This is a genomic window from Mycobacterium sp. NPDC006124 (assembly GCF_040614235.1).
Taxonomy (GTDB): Bacteria; Actinomycetota; Actinomycetes; order Mycobacteriales; family Mycobacteriaceae; genus Mycobacterium.
The window spans coordinates 76247-94760 of the sequence record NZ_JBEXUA010000008.1 but is presented as its reverse complement, the minus strand read 5'-3'; the positions used below and the strand labels follow the sequence as shown (position 1 = coordinate 94760).

The window sequence follows — 18514 nt, the reverse complement described above, 5'->3', positions numbered from 1 at the left end:
GTGAAGAGGCTCAGCGGGTGGGACGCGGTACTGCTGTACAGCGAAACGCCGACGGTGCACATGCACACGCTGAAGCTGGCGGTCATCGCGCTGGAGGACCTGAAGGGCCGGACGTTTGGCGTCGAGGACTTCCGCAAGGTCATCCTCGGTCGTCTGCACAAGCTCGACCCGTTCCGTTACGAGCTCGTCGACATCCCGCTGAAGTTCCACCATCCGATGTGGCGGGAGAACTGCGAGGTCGACCTCGATTACCACATCCGGCCCTACCGGGTCGAAAGCCCCGGCGGACGCCGTGAACTCGACGACGCGGTCGGCAAGATCGCCAGCACTCCGCTGGACCGCAGCAGACCGCTGTGGGAGATGTACTTCATCGAGGGTTTGGCCGACGGTCGCATCGCGGTGCTGGGCAAGATTCACCACGCGCTGGCCGACGGGGTGGCCTCGGCGAACCTGATGGCCCGCGGCATGGACCTCCTCGACGCGCCGGACGACCGGGACTCCTACGCCACCGATCCGGCGCCGAGTGCGTCGGAGTTGGTGCGGACGGCCTTCAACGACCATCTGCGTCAGATCGGGCGGCTGCCGGGTGTGATGCGTTACACGGCAAGGGGTTTGGGGCGGGTGCGGCGCAGTTCGCGCAAGCTGGGTCCGGAACTGACCCGTCCGTTCACCCCGCCGCCCACCTTCATGAACCACAAGGTGGACGCCACGCGGCGGTTCGCGACGGCGACGCTGTCGCTCGCCGACGTCAAGGAGACCGGCAAGACGCTGGGTGTGACGATCAACGACATGGTGCTCGCCATCTCGGCCGGGGCGCTGCGCGGGCTGTTGCAGAAGTACGACGGGCACGCCGATCATCCGCTGTTGGCTTCGGTCCCGGTGAGTTTCGACTTCTCGCGCGACCGGATCTCGGGCAACTACTTCACCGGGGTGATGATGACGCTGCCGGTCGAGATGGCCGATCCGCTCGACCGGGTCCGGGCCGTACACGACGCCGCGGTGGAGGCGAAGGAGACCCACGACCTGATGGGTCCGGAGTTGGTCAGCCGGTGGTCGGCGTACTTCCCGCCCGCGCCCGCGGAGGCGATGTTTCGTTGGCTGGCCACCAAGGACGGTCAGAACAAGGTGCTGAACCTGCCCATCTCCAACGTGCCCGGCCCACGTGAGCACGGCCGGGTCGGCGGTGCCTTGGTGACCGAGATCTACTCCGTGGGACCACTGACCACCGGTAGCGGGCTCAACATCACGGTGTGGAGTTACGTCGACCAACTCAACGTCTCGGTGCTCTCCGACGGCACCACGCTCCCCGACGCGCACGAGTTGACCGACGCCATGGTCGAGTCGTTCCTCGACATCCGCCGTGCCGCAGGGCTTTCCGATCAGCTCACCGTCGTCGACGGGGCGATGGCGCCCTAGCCGCGCGGTTACGGCAGGTCGGCCGGGCGGATCCGCAGCTTGGCGGCGATGCGCGCCAGCGCCTGACGGTCGGAGGTGTTCAGCGGGTCCAGGACGAATTCGCGCACCGTCCGCAGGTGGGTCGGGGCGGCCGCGACGACCAGGTCGTAGCCCGCGTCGGTGAGGGCGGCGATGGTGTAACGACCGTCGTCGGGGTCCGGTGAGCGCTGCACCCAACCACGTTGCTCGAATCGCTTGACGACGTTGGACAGTCGGGACAGCGAGCCGTTGACCAGGTAGGCGAGCTCGCTCATCCGTAGGCGGCGCTCGGGTGCCTCGGAGACGTGGCTGAGCACGAGGTACTCGAAGAGCGTCAGACCGGCGGCGTGCTGCAGGGGAGTCTCCAGCCGCCCCGGCAAGAGCAGCATCAGCGACACCAGACCGGTCCACGCCTCCTTCTCGTCAGGAGTCAACCACTGCGTCTGATCGGGATCGGGAGTGGTCATGACGGCACCCTACCGACCGGCGATGACTTTACGCGTGAAGTAATGACGAGTAGGGTTCACTTCATGCATGAAGTAAATGACGACACTGCTCCATCCGCGACCACGTTCCACGTCACCCCGGGCTACGGCGACTGGGCGCTGGCGAATCTGCACTACCACCAGGCGCTTCGGATCGGGAACCGGGTCGAGATCTCCGGTCAGGGCGGCTGGGACGACGACGTGACCTTCCCCGAGGATCTCGAGGAGGAGATCGTCGCGGCCTTCGACAACGTCGAGCGCACGCTCGCCCAGGCGGGTGCGACGTGGCGGGACGTCGTGGCGGTGGACTCCTTCCACGTGCCCAGCGCGCCCGACTCCATCGGCGACGCGCACAACCGGGTGATGGTCGAACAGTTCCGCGCCAGGATGGGTGACCGTGCGCCGATCTGGACCCAACTCGGCGTCGCCGCACTGGGGGCGCCCAAGATGCGGGTGGAGATCAAGGTGACCGCGATCGTCGGGTCACCCTGAGAAGGTTGCGACACGGTCACGGGTGGGTATCAAGCCATGACTCACCGGACACTTCCGTCTCACGGGTCACTATCGTCACAGCAGAAGTTGCTGGCGTCGTCGTGACGTCCCTCGTGGAAGGTGTCCCATGTCGCCGCGTCGTCGAACCGCACCAGCATCGATGGCGACCGCGGCCGTGCTTGGACTCTGCACCGTCATCGGCGTCGCACCGCCGGCCAGCGCCGAACCCTGCGAGGGTGCCGCCGCGGCCGCGCAACCGCTGCCCGGGCAGGCCTTTCAGATCCCGAGCCCCTCGGGCATCTCGCCGTTCAACCGACCGATCGGTCACAAGCCCGCGGGAGCCAACGACGCGGCGCCGCTGCCGAAACTCGGTCTGCTGCCGGCACTTCTGAAGGCGCTCACCCCGCCGCCGGTGGCGTCGGTGCAACAGCAGGCGGGAGTGGTACCCACGCCTCGGCCCGGCGGCACGGCGACCCAGCCGTCGGCGGTGGCACCCGCGCCGGCCCCGGCCGCCGCACCCGCGCCGGTGTCCACCGCGCCGCCGGGCACCTCGCTCGTCGGCTGGGTCACCGGCCCCGACAGCCCCAACGACACCATCAAGAAGTTCGCCATCACCGGTACCGACCTCGGAATCATGTGGGACAACGGGGATCCCGCGAACAACCAGGTGCTGATGGCCTTTGGCGACACCAACGGCTACTGCACCATCCCCGGCAAGCAGTGGCGCTACAACGCGTTGTTCCGCAGCCAGGACCGCTCCCTGTCCAACACGGTCGCGGTGCCCAACGGTGTGGTCGGCAACAAGTATTCCGGCGCTCCGGTCTGGCGACCCGGCATCGCCAAGCAGATCATCAACACCATCGGGCAGGCGCCCCAGGAGACGGGCATCATCCCCACCGCCGGCGTCTCGGCGGGCGGCAAGCAGTACCTCAACTTCATGTCGATCAGGAGCTGGGACGCCAATGGTGCATGGAGCACCAACTATTCGGCGATCGCGATGTCACCGGACAACGGCGAGACGTGGGGCGTGTACCCCGGCACCGTCCGCACTCCGGGGGCGGGCAACGAGAACTTTCAGATGGGCGCGTTCCTCAGGCCAGGCCCTGGCGACCAATACCTGTACACCTACGGCACTCCCAACGGACGTGGTGGTTCGGCCTACGTCGCCCGCGTCTCACCCGCGCTGATTCCCGACCTGACCAAGTACGAGTACTGGAACGGGGACAGCCAGTCCTGGGTGCCCGCCAATCCCGCCGCCGCGACGCCGGTCATTCCAGGGCCGGTGGGCGAGATGTCGGCGCAGTACAACACCTACCTCAAGCAGTACCTGGCGCTGTACTGCAACGGGGCCAACGACGTCGTGATGCGGACCTCTCCGACACCGCAGGGGCCGTGGAGTCCCGAGCAGATGCTGGTGAGCCACATGGAGTTTCCGGGCGGCATCTACGCGCCGTACCTGCACCCGTGGTCGACGGGCAAGGAGCTGTACTACAACCTCTCGCTCTGGTCGGCGTACAACGTGATGCTGATGCACACCGTCCTACCGTGATCTAGCCTCGCTTGGCCTTCACCCAATCCAGGAAGTGCGCGACGGCGGTCGCGGTGTAGTGGCCGTGCGGCGAGCCGAAGAAGTCGAAGGCATGCTGCGCGTGCGGAATCTCGGCGTAGACCACGGGATTGTCCGACGCCTTCTCCAACGCCTCGGCGAAGACGCGGCCCTCCTGCACCGGGATGATCGAGTCGTCGGTGCCGTGCAGAACGAAGAACGGCGGCGCGTCGGCGTGCACCTTGGTGATCGGCGATGCGTCGAGGTAGGTCTGGCGGTGCTCGCGGAAGCGCTTCTTGACGATGTAGCGCTGCAGGATCGCGATGAACTCCGGCCGGCCCGAGCCCTCGGAGGTGAACCAGTCGTAGCGGCCGTAGATCGGCACCGCGGCCACCACGGAGGTGTCGGCGTCCTCGAAACCCGGTTGCCACTGCGGGTCATTGGGGGTCAGCGCCGCCAGCGCGGTCAGATGCCCACCCGCAGAACCGCCGGTGATGCAGACGAAGTCGGGGTCGCCGCCATGCTCGGCGATGTTCTCCTTGATCCACGCCAGCGCCCGCTTCACGTCGACGATGTGGGCCGGCCACGTGTTGCGCGGGCTGACCCGGTAGGCCATCGACACGCAGATCCACCCGTGTTCGGCCATGTGCGTCATCAGCGGGTAGGCCTGAGGCCGACGCATGCCGATCGCCCAGGCGCCACCGGGCACCTGCAGCAGGACGGGCGCCTTGCCGTCGCGGGGCAGATCGCCCCGGTGCCAGACGTCGGCGACGTTGGCGCGGTGCGGCCCGTACCGCACGACGTCGTTCTTCTTGACGTACTGCCGTCTGGCCCACGACGTCCGCAGGACCCCGCCGCGGCGTCGGCGTCGCTCCTCGGCGGCGATGGCCGCGTAGTCGTCGCCCAGGGTGTCCCGCAGCGGAGCCTCGAAGGACTCCTGTGACCTGGCGTTGCGGTAGTAGACGAAACCCAGGGTGGCCCACGACAACGCGGTCAGCCCCAGGGCCACCCTGCCCCGGGTGCCCCTGAAGTCTCCGCGAAGTCCGCGCCGGGCGGCGTCGAGCATGGACGCGCCGGCCACCACCGGCGCAGCCTCACCGGTCGGCCACCCGAGGAAGAACACCGGGATCGTGACGTAGCCCTCGCGGCCAAGCGGTTGGACGGCGTTGGCCGACAGCAGCAGTTCGGCGACGCCCCGCAGCAGCGGATGTCTACGTCGCACGGTCGTCGGTGAGAAGCGCGTGAAGTTCACGACGAACGATCTTGCCCGTACTGCCGCGCGGCAAACTCTCCAGCACCGTGATGCTGCGCGGCACCTTGTAGTTCGCCAGGTTGGCCCGCACGTGCGCCTTGAGGTCCTCGGGCGTCGCCGATTCGTCGGTCAGCACCACGAAGGCCGCCAGCCGCTGTCCGTAGTCGGCGTCGTCCACCCCGAGTACCGACGCCTCCGTCACCGCCGGGTGCGCCGCGAGCACCTTCTCCACCTCGATGGGGTAGACGTTCTCGCCACCGGACACGATCATCTCGTCGTCACGGCCGACCACGAACAGCCGACCGTCGGCGTCGAGACGTCCGACGTCGCCGCTGGACATGTAGTCGCCCTCGAAGTCCTTGGTGGCGCCCGAGGTGTAGCCGTCGAACTGCGTCGAGTTGCGCACGAAGATGGTGCCGACCTCGCCGGTGGGAACCTGCCGGCGATCGGCGTCGAGGATGCGAATGTCGGTTCCCTCGGCCGGTCGACCCGCGGTGTCGGGGGCGATGCGAAGGTCCGCCGGAGTCGCCGTCGCGATCATGCCCGCCTCGGTGGCGTTGTAGTTGTTGTAGATCACGTCACCGAAGCGGTCCATGAACGCGGTCACCACGTCGGGGTTCATCCGGGAACCCGATGCCGCCGCGAACCGCAGCGACGTCCCGCTGTACTTCGACAGCACGTCCTCGGGCAGCGCCATGATCCGGTCGAACATGACTGGGACGACGCACAATCCGGTTGCCCGGTGCCGGTCGACCAACTTGAGCGTCGCCTCCGGGTCGAACTTGCGCCGCGTGACGATCGTGCACGCCATCGACGCGGCGAACGCCAGCTGCGCGAAGCCCCAGGCGTGGAACATCGGGGCCACCACCACGGTCACCTCCTCGGCGCGCCACGGCGTGCGGTCGAGGATGCCCTTGAGGGTTTGCGGGCTGCCGCCAGAGTGGCTGGCGCCCTTGGGCGTTCCCGTCGTACCCGAGGTCAGCAGGATCACCTTGGACTTGGTGCCGGCCCGCCTGGGCTGGTGGCCGTAGTGTTCGCCGATCATGTCCTCGACGCTGCGGTGGTCGCCGTCGGTGTCGCGCCAGGCCACGATCCGCGTGGTGTCGGGTAGCTCCGCGAGCGCCACGTCGACCGTCGGGGCGAACTCCTCGTCGTACACCACGGCGACCGACTTGCCGGCACCCTCGCGCGAAATGACTTCTGCCAGAGCGGGTCCCGCGAAGGACGTGTTGAGCAGCAGCACGTCGGCACCGATGCGGCTGGCGGCGATCAGCGAGTCGACGAAGCCGCGGTGGTTACGGGCCATGATCGCGACGACCTGGGGGGCCCCGCTGGGCAGGGCCTGCAGCGCGGCGGCGAACGCGTCGGCACGCTGGTCGACGTCACGCCAGGTGAGGGTGCCGATTTCGTCGACCAGGGCCGGACGGTCGGGGCACCGCTGCGCGGCGCTGGCGAAACCGGAGGTGATGCCCATGTTCTCCCGCGCCATCGCGGCACCGATGCGCAGGTACTTGTCCGGCCGCAGCGGGGCGATGACGCCCGCGCGGACCATCGTCGTCAGCAGGCCGAGGGTGTTGGTGAGCGGATCGGTCAGCGCCATGGTCGGTCAGCCCAGCACCGGGAGTCGTCGCTGCTTGGCCAGCTGGTCGAGGGCCTGCTGCATCAACCGGCGGACGTGGGCGTCGACCTCGTCGACGTCGGGATCCTCACCGAACTCGGCGACCACGTCGACCGGCGCCAGCACCTGCGTGACGATCTTCGTCGGCAGCGGCACGTTGAGCGGCAGCACGGCCGAGAGCCCGAACGGAAAACCGAACGAGACGGGCAGGATCTTCACGCGCAGCAACTTGTCGAGCCGAAGCGCCTTGGCCATGCCCTCGCCGCGGGTCAGGAACAGCTGGGCCTCCTGACCGCCGATCGACACCGACGGCACGATCGGCACCCCGGCGTTGAGGGCCGCGCGCACGTAGCCGGTGCGGCCGCCGAAGTCGATCTTGTTCTCGGACAGGGTCGGCCGATAGACGTCGTAGTCGCCGCCGGGGAAGACCACGACCACCCCGCCGGCGCGCAACGCCTCGTCGGCATTCTCGTGGTTGGCGGGGATGAAGCCGGTCTTGCGGAAGAAGTCACCCGTGGGGCCGGTGAAGATGATGTCGTGGCTCAACGTGTAGACGGGCCGGTCGAAGCCGAACTTCTCGTAGAACCCGGTGGCGAACACGGGCACGTCCATTGCGAACAGCCCACCGGAGTGGTTGCCCACCACCAGCGCGCCGCCCTTCGGGAAGTCCTCGAGGCCGTGCACCTCGGCGCGGTGGTAGCCCTTGATGAGGGGACGCAGAAAACCCATCACCCGTTCGGTGAGGCCTGGATCCCACTTCGTGACGGCGGTCGGTTCGACGTCGACCGAATCGGTGTCGTTCGCGTTCACGGATGCTCCCCGGGCTCGAAAGTGGAACGTGTTCTAGTTCCAGGTTACCCGGGGGTCCTGCCGACGCGGTAATCCCAGACCCGCACCTCAGACGGAGGTGACGTACTCGGTGGTGTAGAACTCCTCCGGGGTCTGCGCGTACGGCGCCGGCCGTTCCAGGATCACCCAGGCTCCGGTGGCGCCCTTGGCGACGGGGCCGGCGAACGTCGTCGATCCAGCGCCGACGCCGTCGGTCTGCAACGTGCCGGCGACGACGCCGGGCGCGCCCGCACCGCAGGCCTGCGACGGTCGGGGGGTCTGGATCACCCGGACGTCGTAGCGCGTGTTCGGCATGGCGGTCGCCACGTCGAGCGTCGCCACCAACATGCCGGAGCCGTCGGTGCGAAGGTGGGCGACGGCTCGGGCGTCGCCCCGGGCGGCCACCCACGGCAGCTTCGAGAAGTCGCACGCCCGCCAACGGCTCGACATCGGCATGGGAGAACTCACCGATCTGGGGGAGGCCGTGGCGAGCGGTGCCGTCGCCGCCGCGGAGGCCACGAGGGCGGCCGCGACGACCGCGCGTGTCGTGGGCGTCAATTTCATCATGGTCTCAACCTTAGTTGTGGATCGCGAAAGTGTCCGATGCCTACCCGCGCGGGCCTGACCCGCCGAGCTACGGGCCGACGACGACGTTCCATGGGTTCTCGGCCGCCAGCGCCATGCGGCCCAGTCGCGTGGCGTGCCAGCGCGTGGTGCCGAACTCGTCGGCCCAGCTTCGCGCGCGCATCGTCGCCAGCCACAGCTGGTGCTCGATCGTCACGCCGATGGCGCCGTGGAGTTGATGGGCGATGGTCGTCACCGGGACCACGGCGCGTCCCACCGCCACCTTGGCCACGGTCACCGCGTAATCGGCCTCGGGGCTGTCGAAGCCGTGATCGGCGGCCGCAAAGGTGGCCAACGTCGTTGCGGCGCGGCTTCTCTCGATCTCGCCGTGCAGCGCGGCCAGGGAGTGCGCCACGGCCTGGAACGTGTCGAGGCTGCGACCGAACTGCTTGCGTTCACCGGTGTGCTCGACGGTGAGCCGCGCGGCGGCGTCGAACGCGCCGACGATCTGCACGCAGCGTGCCCAGGCGCCGCGTCGCACCAATTCGTCGCCCACCTCCGGAGGGAGCCGGACGACGTCGTCCTCGGCGAGGTCGAACGTCACCTCGCCGCGCGGCTCGCCACCCAGATTCGGCGTGCCCTCGACCGGGCTCGGCGGAAGCACGGCCACGGCGGTGGACTCCTCGGAGCGCGCGGCCAGCACCACGGGTCCCACGCCCGGCCACGGCACACCAAGGGCGGAGCCCTTGATTCGGCCGTAGGGGGCGGTGCTCGTAAGGCCGTCGCGGCGTGCGACGTCGGCGATCGCCACCGTCAGGGGGCCCTCGGCGGGCACCTCGAGATCGGCCTGCCCTGCCAACCACGTTGCGAGGACGTCGGTTTCGGCGACGGGTACGGCTGCCGCCCAGCGGGCGAGCTCGCCGAGGACGACGGCGGCCTCGGTCGGGCCGGCGCCCTGTTCACTGGTCAGCCTGGTCAGCCCGGAGGTCTCCAGCACCCGCCACAGGTCCGCGTCGAAGGCCTCGGGCAGTCCGTGTCGTCCGACGTGGGCGTCGTAGGACTGCCGGCCGATCTCGGCGATGAGCGCCTTGAGTTCGTCGTTCACGTCGCCACCTTCGTGCCTCGGGCCACGATGCCGCGCAGCACCTCGTTGGTCCCGCCGCGCAGGGTGAACATGGGCGAGTGCACCCGCGCGGTGGCCAGCAGCGCGCGCAACCGCGTCCCGTCGGCCCCGCCGATGCCGTCGACGAGGTCGGCGGCGAGTTCGACCGAGTCCTGCTCGAAGCGGGTGCCTAGATCCTTGACCATCGCCGCTCGCGTGTTGGCGTCCTCACCGGCGGTCAGAGCGCGGGCCACCGCGATCGACAGCTGCCGCAGCGAGATCATCCGACCCATCAGATCACCGACCGCGGCGGCGGTCCGGTCGTCGACGTCGGTGCGTCCCAGCGTCGCGACGACGTCCGTCAGCAGCGTCACGGTGGACAGGAACCGTTCTGGCCCACTGCGTTCGAAGCCCAGCTCCGAGGTCACCTGGTGCCACCCCGATCCGATCTCACCGAGTACGTCGCCGTCGGTGAGCCGCACGTCGTCGAACTGCACCTCGTTGAAGTGGTGCTCGCCGTTCATCAGGACGATGGGGCTCATCGTGATCCCCGGCAGGTCGGTCGGGACGATGAACTGGCTGAAGCCGGCGTGCCGGTGGTCGGTGTCCAGCGGACTGGTGCGGGCCAGCACGACGATCTGGTGCGCGAGGTGCGCGCCGCTGGTCCACACCTTGGTGCCGTTGAGAACCCAGCCGTCGCCGTCGCGCGTCGCCCGGGACGCGACGGCCGCGAGATCCGAACCGGCGCCGTGCTCGCTCATGCCGATCGACGAGTACAGCCGCCCGGCCGCGATCTGGGGGAGCAGGCGCCGCCGTTGCTCCTCGGTGCCGTAGGCCAGCAGCCCGGGGGCCACCTGCCGGTCGGCGATCCAGTGCGCCCCGACCGGCGCGCCGTGGGCCAGCAGTTCCTCGGTCACCACGTAGCGATGGAGGTAGCCGGTCCCGTCAGCCGGTGCCCGGCCGCCGTATTCGGTGGGGATGGTCAGCCCGATGAAGCCGGCCTCGGCCAACCGGATGCTGAAGTCGGTGTCCCAGCTCGACAGCCAGGAGTCCACGGCCGGGATCCACCCGAAGGTCTCTCGATCGGCGGTCAGGAACGCTCGGACCGCCGTGCGCAGCCCGGCGAGGTCGGTGCCGTCGGCACGCAATTCTTCGAATTCGCTCACAGGAGTTTCGAGTGTAGTGCGGGTGGCTCGGGCAAAGATGTACCAGGGAAGCGAGGAGACGAGATGGCATGCGTGTACTACACCGCGTCGAGCCTGGATGGTTTCGTCGCCGACGAGGCGAACGGCCTGGACTGGTTGCTCTCCCGCGACGTGGACCCCCGCGGCGACTTCGGCTACGACGCGTTCGCCGACGGCGTCGGCGCACTGGCGATGGGGTCGACCACCTACGAGTGGATCGTCGCCAACCAGCCCGGTGACTGGCCCTACGACCAGCCCAGCTGGGTCCTCACCCACCGGACCGACGTCGTCGTGCCTGGGCATCCCGTGGCGACGTTCGCCGGGGACGTCGCCGAATTGCATTCCGCTCTGGTGGAAGCCGCCGCGGACCGGGACGTGTGGGTGGTCGGCGGCGGCGACGTCGCCGGACAGTTCGCCGCGGCCGGGCTGATCGACGAGATGATCGTGTCCTACGCGCCGTGTTCGCTCGGCGCCGGCGCGCGGGTGTTGCCGATACCCACCGAGTGGACGCTCGTGGAGGTGGGCCGCAACGGCGACTTCGTCTGCGCGCGGTGGACGAGGAGTGTCTGAACGGGCCTGCGGCGGCTAGATACGCAGTGGCGTTCGGCGGGAGGTGACGATGCAGCAGCGAGGTCTCGGTGACTTGGAGGCCACGGTGATGGACCGTGTCTGGGCCGGCGCCGACGGCGTCACCGTGCGCGAGGTATTCGACGAGCTCGCCGGCCTCCGCCAAATCGCTTACACGACGGTGCTTTCCACGATGGATCATCTGCACCGCAAGGGCTGGGTGCGGCGCGAGCGCGAAGGCAAGGCCTACCGCTACTGGCCGACGATGACGCGTGAGGAGCGCTCGGCAAATCTCATGCGCGCGGCCTTCAGCGCCGGTGGTGACACCGAGGCGGTGCTCGCCCTCTTCGTGGAGCAGATGACGGCGCAGGAATCGGCGCAGCTGCGGGCCGCGCTGCGGCAAGGCGGCTCGACCGGGCGCCGCACGTGACGGCCACGGTCTACCTGCTGCTCTACGGCGTCGCGGTCAGCTGGTTGGCGCCGTGGCCGCTGAGCCGGCTGACTCGCCGCGGGACCAATCCACGCCTCGGCGTCGCCGCGTGGTTGACCGCGATGGCCGCGGTGATGGCCGCCTGGGTCGCCGCCATGGTCGTCGTCCTGGTGCCCCTCCTGCGTGGCGGATCCACGTCCTCGGCGGTCGTGCTGTGTCTGGAACTGCTCGGCGTGCCGGAGCGGATGGCGACGCTCGGGCCGGTCGGCACCGTCGGGCTCCTGACCGTGGGTGTCGCGACCTCCGTCGTCGTGGTGCTGGGCGTCGGGCAGACCGTGCGGGTGCTGCGCGCGCGCAGCGCCGAGCACGCCGACGCCGCCAGGATGGTCGGGACGACCACCGGCGCCGCGGGTGTGGTCGTGCTCCGCGGTGAGCTGCCCGCGGCGTACTGCGTGGTCGGTCGGCCCCACGCGATCGTCCTGACCACCGCGGCGGTCGCGGCGCTCGACGCACCCCAATTGGAGGCCGTGCTCGCCCATGAGCGGGCGCACCTCGCCGGTCACCATCACCACCTGCTGATGGTGTTGCGGGCCTTGGCCACCCGTTTGGCGCGCCTGCCGGTGTTCACCGGTGGTGCGGCCGCGGTGGCCGAGCTGCTCGAGATGTGCGCCGACGACCGCGCGGCCCGGCGGTGCGGTCCGCGACCGCTGGTGGCGGGGATGCTGGCGCTCGCCTCGCCGCCGCCGCCCGCGGGGGCGCTGGCCGTCGCCGCCACGGTGACAGCGGCCCGCGCCCGCCGACTGCTGGAGCCCGCGCAGCGCTGGAACCGGTGGGGACACCGAGTCGCGACGTCGGCGGTGATCGCGGCGACCGTCGCGGCCCCCGTCGTCGTCAACCTGCTGTGCCACCACTGATCCCCTGACTCCGCTACTCTCCTCCGTAGTTACTGCGTAGATTTTGTGGTTCGAGAAGGGGGGAGCGTTGACGATCGCCGGCCGACCGATGTCGCGTCGTCCGGTGGTCGTCCTCCTCGTCGCACTGCTGGCCGTGATCGCCATGGCCGGTGCCCCGCCGTCGACCGGTGCGCCATGCAGCAGCGGGGCGGCGTCGGATTGCGACCTGAGCCGGCGCATCGCGGCCGCCGAGCAGTACCTCCAAAGTCGCCCTGGGACGGTCGGATTCGTCCTGCGCGACCGCGTGACCGGGGTGACGTACCGCAACGCCAATGCCGCCACGCCGATCTGGACGGCGTTGACCATCAAGCTGGCGATGGTCGCCGATCTGCTCACCAGGCAACGGGCCGGCGTCGTCTCGCTCACCGACTCCGATCGCAATCTGATGGTCGCCATGCTGCGCCGCTCCGACAACGACGCCGCGGACGCGCTGTGGTCCAAGTACGGGGGACCGCAGCAGGCGTTCAACGCGAACTTTCCGCGGTACGGCATGCCGAACGTGGTGCCGCAGCCCGGTTTTGGCGACGTGTTCCCCTACTGGGGTTTTCAGAAGGCCACCGCCGACGACTTCGACGGGCTGATGAACTACGTGCTGACCGGGCTCGCCCCGGGCGACGCCGCCGCCGTGGTGGCCGAGATGCAGCGCGTCGATGCCAACCAGCAGTGGGGGGTATGGGGTGCCGGACCCGCGATGGCGCCCGGCAACAAGAACGGATGGTCGCAGGAGCAGGGCGGATGGGTGGTCGACTCGGTCGGCTTCGCCGGCCCCCGGCAGCGCTACACGCTGGCGATCATGAACGCGCTCGGGGGCGAGGGTGGTTACGACGACGGGGTCGAGACGACGACTCAGCTGAGTCGACTACTGCTGGCGTCCTAGGGCTGCGAGGGCAGCCCGAACCGACGCACGAATTCCCTTGATCGGACCAGGAATTCGACCTGACGCGCCACGTCGCGCAGCGGTTCGGCGGTGCGGGTCGCGCGGCAGAGCACCACGGCGCCCTCGAGCGCCGCGATGCACGTGACGGCCAGCGGTCTCGCGTCGGACTCGTCGAACCCGTCGGCGACGAAGGCGCGGGTCAGCGCCGCGCGCCAGCGGTCGAAGATGTCGCCTGCGATGGGCGTCAGTGCCGGATCCGCGTCGGCCGAACCGATCGCGGCCGCGACCACCGGGCAGCCGGCGGCGAAGTCGCTGTCGGCCAGGGTGCGCTCCCAGAACGCGACGAACTGATGAATCAGCGGCGTGCACCCCTGATCGGCGGCGTCGTCGACGAGTCGGGTGATGGCGTCGCCGGCGAACCGCAGGGCCTCGGTCAGCAGTTGACTGCGGCCACCGGGAAAGTGGTGGTACACCGACCCCCGGGGTGCTCCACTTCGGGTCAGCACCTCGTCGATCGTGACCCCGGCGGCACCCTTCTCCCGCAGCACCTCGGCCGCGGCGAACAGCATCCGGTACCGCGTCGTGCCGCGCGCTGGCGGGCTGACGTCGACGGGTGTGGGCATCAGGCGGCGGCGCCCGACTGCCGCTGCAGGCGGTGGCGCCAGTGCGCGACCGTGGCCGAACCCGGTAGGACCGGCAGCGGGCGACGCCGGTCCTCGAGGGTGCAGCTGAAACGGCGCCCTAGGACGTTGACCTCGACCACCCACATGGCGCCTCCTCGATTATGATGCCAAGCATAGTGGGCGTAACGTCATCCGGGCGAAAATGTATTCCGCATCACTTGCGAGCGTCCTCGCTATGCCTTAGACCATAGGAAGCCCGTGGGGCAGGCATGGGAACGGTGATGGCCGCGACGGCCCCGGCCGGACTACGCTCGAAGCGCACGTCGACCGTGAAAGGCGCAAACGTGGGTCACTACAAGAGCAATGTGCGCGATCTCGAATTCAATCTCTTCGAGGTCCTCCAACTGGAGAAGGTGCTCGCCAGCGGCGAGTTCGGCGACCTGGACGCGGACTCGATCCGCGACATGCTCAGCGAGGCGGCGCGCCTGGCCGAGGGGCCGTTGGCCGAATCCTTCGCCGACTCCGACCGCCACCCGCCGACCTTCGACCCCGCCACCCACGCGGTGACCCTGCCGGCGGCGTTCAAGGAGTCGCTACGGGCCTGGCAGCAGGGCGAGTGGTTCCGGATCGGCCTGTCCGAGGACGTCGGAGGCGTGCCCGCGCCCTCCATGCTGGCGTGGGCGATCAACGAGTTTCCGCTCGGCGCCCAGCCTGCCGCCTTCATGTACCTGGCCGGGCCCGTCCTGGCCGGCATCCTGCACGAAGAAGGCAACGCCCAGCAACGGCACTGGGCGGCCATGGCCGTCGAGCGCAACTGGGGTGCCACGATGGTGCTCACCGAGCCCGCCGCGGGATCCGACGTCGGGGCCGGTCGCACCAAGGCCGTGGAACAGCCCGACGGCACTTGGCATCTCGACGGCGTCAAGCGCTTCATCACCAGCGGCGACTCCGACGACCTCTTCGAGAACATCGTGCACATGGTGCTGGCCAGGCCCGAAGGTGCCGGTCCCGGCACCAAGGGCCTGTCGCTGTTCATGGTGCCGAAGTTCCTGCCCGACCCCGAGACGGGAGCGCCCGGGGAGCGCAACGGCGCGTTCGTCACCGGGGTCGAGCACAAGATGGGCCTCAAGGTGTCGGCGACGTGTGAGCTGACGTTCGGACAGCACGGCGTACCCGCGGTCGGCTACCTGGTCGGCGACACGCACAACGGCATCGCGCAGATGTTCAAGATCATCGAGTACGCGCGAATGATGGTGGGCACCAAGGCGATCAGCACGTTGTCGACCGGCTATCTGAATGCGCTGGACTACGCCAAGACGCGTATCCAGGGCGCCGACCTGAGGCATATGACCGACAAGACCGCACCGCGGGTCAGCATCCTGCATCACCCCGACGTGCGCCGGGCCCTGTTGGTTCAGAAGGCCTACGCCGAAGGTTTGCGCGCGCTGTACCTCTACACCGCCGCCCATCAGGACGAAGCGGCGGCGACGGTGGTCTCCGGCGCGGACGCCGGCATGGCGGGCCGGGTCAACGATCTGCTGCTGCCGATCGTCAAGGGCGTCGGCTCCGAACGTGCATACCAGACGCTGACCGAGTCGCTGCAGACGTTCGGCGGCTCGGGCTTCCTGCAGGACTACCCGATCGAGCAGTACATCCGCGACGCGAAGATCGATTCGCTCTACGAGGGCACCACCGCAATTCAGGCGCAGGACTTCTTCTTTCGCAAGATCGCGCGCGACCAGGGCGGCGCGCTCGCGCACGTCGCCGGTGAGATCCAGGGCTTCTTGGACGCCGAGTCGGCCCGCGGGGAACTCGCCGACTGCCGCACGCGCCTTGCGACGGCGCTGGCCGACGTGCAGTCGATGGTCGCCACGATGACCGGTTATCTCATTTCATCGCAACAGAACTCACGTGACCTCTACCGGCTGGGCCTGGGCTCGGTGTCGTTCCTGCTGGCCGTCGGCGATCTGTTCATCGGATGGCTGCTGTTGCGCGGTGCGGAGATCGCTCTGGAGGCGCTCGACGGTCAGCCCTCCGAACGCGACCGGGTGTTCTATCTCGGCAAGGTGACCGCCGCGAAGTTCTTCGCGAACAACGTGTTGCCGCGACTGTCCGCTGAGCGCCGGATCATCGAAACGGTCGACCTGGCCACCATGGACCTCGACGAGGGAGCCTTCTAAAACTCGTCGAGTGTGCGGTGAGATTGCGATTTCGCCTCCGACGACGATCTCACCGCACACTCGAGGAGCGGGAAACTCCTAGGGCGTGTAGCCGAACGGCAGCAGCACGCTCTTGGATTCGGTGTACGCCTCGATGCCCTCCCAGCCGTTCTCGCGGCCGATGCCCGAGTTCTTGTAACCGCCGAACGGCGCACCGGGATCGAACGCGTACATGTTCACGGCGTACGTGCCGGTCCGGATCCGCTTCGCGATCTGCAGCGCCTTCGGGAAGTCCGCGGTGTAGACACTGCCCGCCAGTCCGTACGCCGAGTCGTTGGCGATGCGGATCGCGTCCTCCTCGTCGTCGAACGGGATGACCGCGAGGACCGGACCGAAGATCTCCTCCTGGGCGATGGTCATCGAGTTGTCCACGTCGGCGAACACCGTCGGCTGCACGAACCATCCGCCGTCGAGTCCCTCGGGCCGACCGCCGCCGGTGACGATGCGGGCGCCTTCCTCGACGCCCTTGCGGATGTAGCCCTCCACGCGCTCGCGCTGCTTCTCGGAGATCAGTGGGCCGATCATCGCGGCGGCGTCGTCCGGCAGGCCCACGGGCATGGCGGCGACGGCGGCCGACAACTTCTCGACGACCTCGTCGTAACGCGACCGCGGCGCCAGGATGCGGGTCTGGCCCACACACGCCTGGCCACAGTTCATCAGGCCGGAGAACACCAGCATCGGCAGCGTGGAGTCCAGGTCGGCATCCTCGAGGATGATCGCCGCGGACTTGCCACCGAGCTCCAACGTGCAGGCCTTGAGGTTCTCGGCCGCGATCTTGGCGACCTCCTTTCCGACGCCGGAGCTACCGGTGAAGGTGAACTTGTCCAGTTCGGGGTTGGCGGTCAGCGCGCGACCGGTCTCGGCGCCACCGGGCACGATCGACAGCACGCCCTCGGGAAGGCCGGCCTCGGCGAACATCTCGGCCATGGCGAACACCGACAGGGGCGTCTCGGCGGCGGGCTTGAGCACGATGGTGCAGCCGGCCAGAAGCGCCGGTCCCAGCTTGTTCGCGGCCAGGAAGAACGGCACGTTCCACGCGGTGACGGCGCCGACCACTCCGATGGGCTCCTTGAGTACCAGGGTCTGCCCGTAGATGCCGTCGCGGATGTCCTGCCAGGTGAACTTGTCCGCGGCACCGGCGTAGAAGTTGAACGACGACATCGCGGCGCCGTACTGCATCATGTCGACGATGGTCGGCGGCTGGCCGGTCTCGGCGGCGAGCAGGAACTTCAGCTCGTCGGCGCGCTCCTCCATGATCTTGACCGCGGCCTGCAGGACCGCGGCGCGCTCGGTGGGCGAGGTGTGCGGCCACGGGCCCTCGTCGAAGGCCTTGCGGGCGGCGGCGCAGGCCGCGTCGACGTCGGCCGCCGAGGCCAGAGGCACCTTGCCGACCAGCTCACCGGTTGCGGGTGAGTGCACTTCGATGACCTCGGACGTGGCCGGCTCGACCCACTTGCCGCCGATGAACAGCTTGTCCCAGACGGTCTTGAAGGCGGTGCTCTGTGTCATGGCCGTCACATTACCCATCAAACGGCCCGAGTAGAACCTGTTGCAGTTCAGGTGCTCAGGACGGCTGCAACACCAGCACCAGGTTGCTGACCAGAAACTCCCGAACCAGGGGTGTCCGCGTCATCCACCATGCCCATCGCGGGTGGTAGCGGGGAAATGCGGCGACCAGCATCCCGGTGCTCTCGGCCCATTGGAGGCCGTCGGCCGCCGAGACCGCGAACAACGACGAGCCGTAGTCGTTCTTCGGCCGATGGCCGTGCTTGCGGGCATAGCGCTCGGCGGCCCGGGCACCGCCGAGGTAGTGCGTCAGCCCCATCTCGTGGCCGCCGAACGGGCCCCACCACACCGTGTACGACAGCACCACCAGACCGCCGGGCTTGGTGACCCTGAGCATCTCGCGGCCCATCCGCCAGGGGTCTGGGACGTGTTCTGCGACGTTGGACGACAGGCAGACGTCGACGGCGTCGTCGGCGAACGGCAGCGCCATGCCCGAGGCGCGGACGAATCTGCCCGCGCCGCGGTCACCTGCCGGGCCGGCGTGCATCTCGCGCGGGTCGGGTTCGACGCCGACGTAGGTCACCCCCGTTGCCTCGAACGCGTCGGCGAAGTAGCCGGGCCCGCCGCCGACGTCGAGCAGCGTGCGTCCGGCCGGCTTCCCGTCGAGCAGGGCGGTGACCAGCGCGACGGTGTCCTCGGCGAGCGCGCCGTAGAACCGGGCCGGGTCGGACTGCTCGAAACGGAATTCGCTCAGGAGGCGGATCGAGCGGCTCAGCGTCGCGCGCCTGGCGAGTAGGCGGGTAGCGGCAGGCACGGGTCGAGCGTAGGCGGCGA

General features: G+C 69.0%; 19 protein-coding genes. 8 read left to right on the top strand and 11 right to left on the bottom strand.

Annotated elements, in window-relative coordinates; genetic code table 11:
- Window positions 1-1416 (top strand): wax ester/triacylglycerol synthase family O-acyltransferase, encoded by a 1416-nt coding sequence (locus tag ABZ195_RS17730; RefSeq protein ID WP_355219972.1) that lies wholly within the window; start codon window positions 1-3, stop codon window positions 1414-1416.
- Between the two features lie 8 nt (window positions 1417-1424).
- Here the strand turns inward: ABZ195_RS17730 and ABZ195_RS17725 are convergent, their stop codons facing one another.
- Window positions 1425-1901: a MarR family transcriptional regulator gene (locus tag ABZ195_RS17725; protein WP_355219970.1), complete on the bottom strand. Its 477-nt coding sequence runs from the start codon at window positions 1899-1901 to the stop codon at window positions 1425-1427.
- Between the two features lie 63 nt (window positions 1902-1964).
- Here ABZ195_RS17725 and ABZ195_RS17720 point away from each other — a divergent pair, with 63 nt between their 5' ends.
- Window positions 1965-2411, top strand: coding sequence for a Rid family hydrolase (locus tag ABZ195_RS17720; RefSeq protein ID WP_355219968.1), 447 nt, complete (start codon window positions 1965-1967; stop codon window positions 2409-2411).
- Between the two features lie 160 nt (window positions 2412-2571).
- Window positions 2572-3960, top strand: coding sequence for a DUF4185 domain-containing protein (locus tag ABZ195_RS17715; RefSeq protein WP_355219966.1), 1389 nt, complete (start codon window positions 2572-2574; stop codon window positions 3958-3960).
- 1 nt (window position 3961) lies between these two features.
- Here ABZ195_RS17715 and ABZ195_RS17710 read toward each other — a convergent pair whose 3' ends face one another.
- The 6 genes from ABZ195_RS17710 to ABZ195_RS17685 form a co-directional block, all read right to left on the bottom strand.
- A complete protein-coding gene (locus tag ABZ195_RS17710) occupies window positions 3962-5179 on the bottom strand; it encodes an alpha/beta hydrolase (RefSeq protein ID WP_355220336.1) in 1218 nt (405 codons plus the stop codon).
- On the bottom strand, window positions 5169-6809 hold the full coding sequence (gene fadD12 / locus ABZ195_RS17705) for an acyl-CoA ligase FadD12 (protein ID WP_355219964.1): 1641 nt from the start codon (window positions 6807-6809) through the stop codon (window positions 5169-5171). The genes ABZ195_RS17710 and fadD12 overlap by 11 nt, the downstream gene beginning before the upstream one ends.
- A 6-nt stretch (window positions 6810-6815) precedes the next feature.
- Complete coding sequence (locus ABZ195_RS17700) at window positions 6816-7556, bottom strand: 1-acyl-sn-glycerol-3-phosphate acyltransferase (protein WP_355220334.1); 741 nt, start codon at window positions 7554-7556, stop codon at window positions 6816-6818.
- Between the two features lie 168 nt (window positions 7557-7724).
- Window positions 7725-8222, bottom strand: a complete 498-nt coding sequence (locus ABZ195_RS17695; RefSeq protein ID WP_355219962.1) for a hypothetical protein — start codon at window positions 8220-8222, stop codon at window positions 7725-7727.
- 67 nt (window positions 8223-8289) lie between these two features.
- Window positions 8290-9324 carry an acyl-CoA dehydrogenase family protein gene (locus ABZ195_RS17690; protein WP_355219960.1) on the bottom strand — a complete coding sequence of 345 codons (1035 nt, stop codon included), beginning with the start codon at window positions 9322-9324 and terminating at the stop codon, window positions 8290-8292.
- Complete coding sequence (locus tag ABZ195_RS17685) at window positions 9321-10487, bottom strand: acyl-CoA dehydrogenase family protein (protein ID WP_355219958.1); 1167 nt, start codon at window positions 10485-10487, stop codon at window positions 9321-9323. Before ABZ195_RS17685 ends, ABZ195_RS17690 begins: the two co-directional genes overlap by 4 nt.
- A 63-nt stretch (window positions 10488-10550) precedes the next feature.
- Between ABZ195_RS17685 and ABZ195_RS17680 the strand changes: the two genes are divergently transcribed.
- The 4 genes from ABZ195_RS17680 to ABZ195_RS17665 all read left to right on the top strand — a co-directional run bounded on the left by ABZ195_RS17680 (window position 10551) and on the right by ABZ195_RS17665 (window position 13332).
- On the top strand, window positions 10551-11075 hold the full coding sequence (locus ABZ195_RS17680) for a dihydrofolate reductase family protein (protein ID WP_355219956.1): 525 nt from the start codon (window positions 10551-10553) through the stop codon (window positions 11073-11075).
- Between the two features lie 49 nt (window positions 11076-11124).
- Complete coding sequence (locus ABZ195_RS17675; RefSeq protein WP_355220332.1) at window positions 11125-11502, top strand: BlaI/MecI/CopY family transcriptional regulator; 378 nt, start codon at window positions 11125-11127, stop codon at window positions 11500-11502.
- Window positions 11499-12416 (top strand): M56 family metallopeptidase, encoded by a 918-nt coding sequence (locus ABZ195_RS17670; protein ID WP_355219954.1) that lies wholly within the window; start codon window positions 11499-11501, stop codon window positions 12414-12416. Before ABZ195_RS17675 ends, ABZ195_RS17670 begins: the two co-directional genes overlap by 4 nt.
- Window positions 12417-12558: 142 nt before the next feature.
- A complete protein-coding gene (locus ABZ195_RS17665) occupies window positions 12559-13332 on the top strand; it encodes a tat pathway signal sequence (RefSeq protein ID WP_355220330.1) in 774 nt (257 codons plus the stop codon).
- On the opposite strand, the gene ABZ195_RS17660 is transcribed toward ABZ195_RS17665, so the two are convergent.
- Entirely contained in the window at window positions 13329-13955 is a 627-nt protein-coding gene (locus tag ABZ195_RS17660; protein ID WP_355219952.1) for a TetR/AcrR family transcriptional regulator, read from the bottom strand. The genes ABZ195_RS17665 and ABZ195_RS17660 overlap by 4 nt on opposite strands.
- Window positions 13955-14101: a hypothetical protein gene (locus ABZ195_RS17655; RefSeq protein WP_355219950.1), complete on the bottom strand. Its 147-nt coding sequence runs from the start codon at window positions 14099-14101 to the stop codon at window positions 13955-13957. The genes ABZ195_RS17660 and ABZ195_RS17655 overlap by 1 nt, the downstream gene beginning before the upstream one ends.
- Before the next feature lie 198 nt (window positions 14102-14299).
- On the opposite strand from ABZ195_RS17655, the gene ABZ195_RS17650 reads away from it, so the two are divergent.
- Complete coding sequence (locus tag ABZ195_RS17650; RefSeq protein ID WP_355219948.1) at window positions 14300-16135, top strand: acyl-CoA dehydrogenase; 1836 nt, start codon at window positions 14300-14302, stop codon at window positions 16133-16135.
- A gap of 78 nt (window positions 16136-16213) precedes the next feature.
- On the opposite strand, the gene ABZ195_RS17645 is transcribed toward ABZ195_RS17650, so the two are convergent.
- Together ABZ195_RS17645 and ABZ195_RS17640 are read right to left on the bottom strand one after the other, a co-directional pair.
- Window positions 16214-17683, bottom strand: a complete 1470-nt coding sequence (locus tag ABZ195_RS17645) for an aldehyde dehydrogenase (RefSeq protein ID WP_355219947.1) — start codon at window positions 17681-17683, stop codon at window positions 16214-16216.
- Window positions 17684-17738: 55 nt separating this feature from the next.
- A complete protein-coding gene (locus ABZ195_RS17640; protein ID WP_355219945.1) occupies window positions 17739-18494 on the bottom strand; it encodes a class I SAM-dependent methyltransferase in 756 nt (251 codons plus the stop codon).
- Window positions 18495-18514 lie beyond the last annotated feature (20 nt).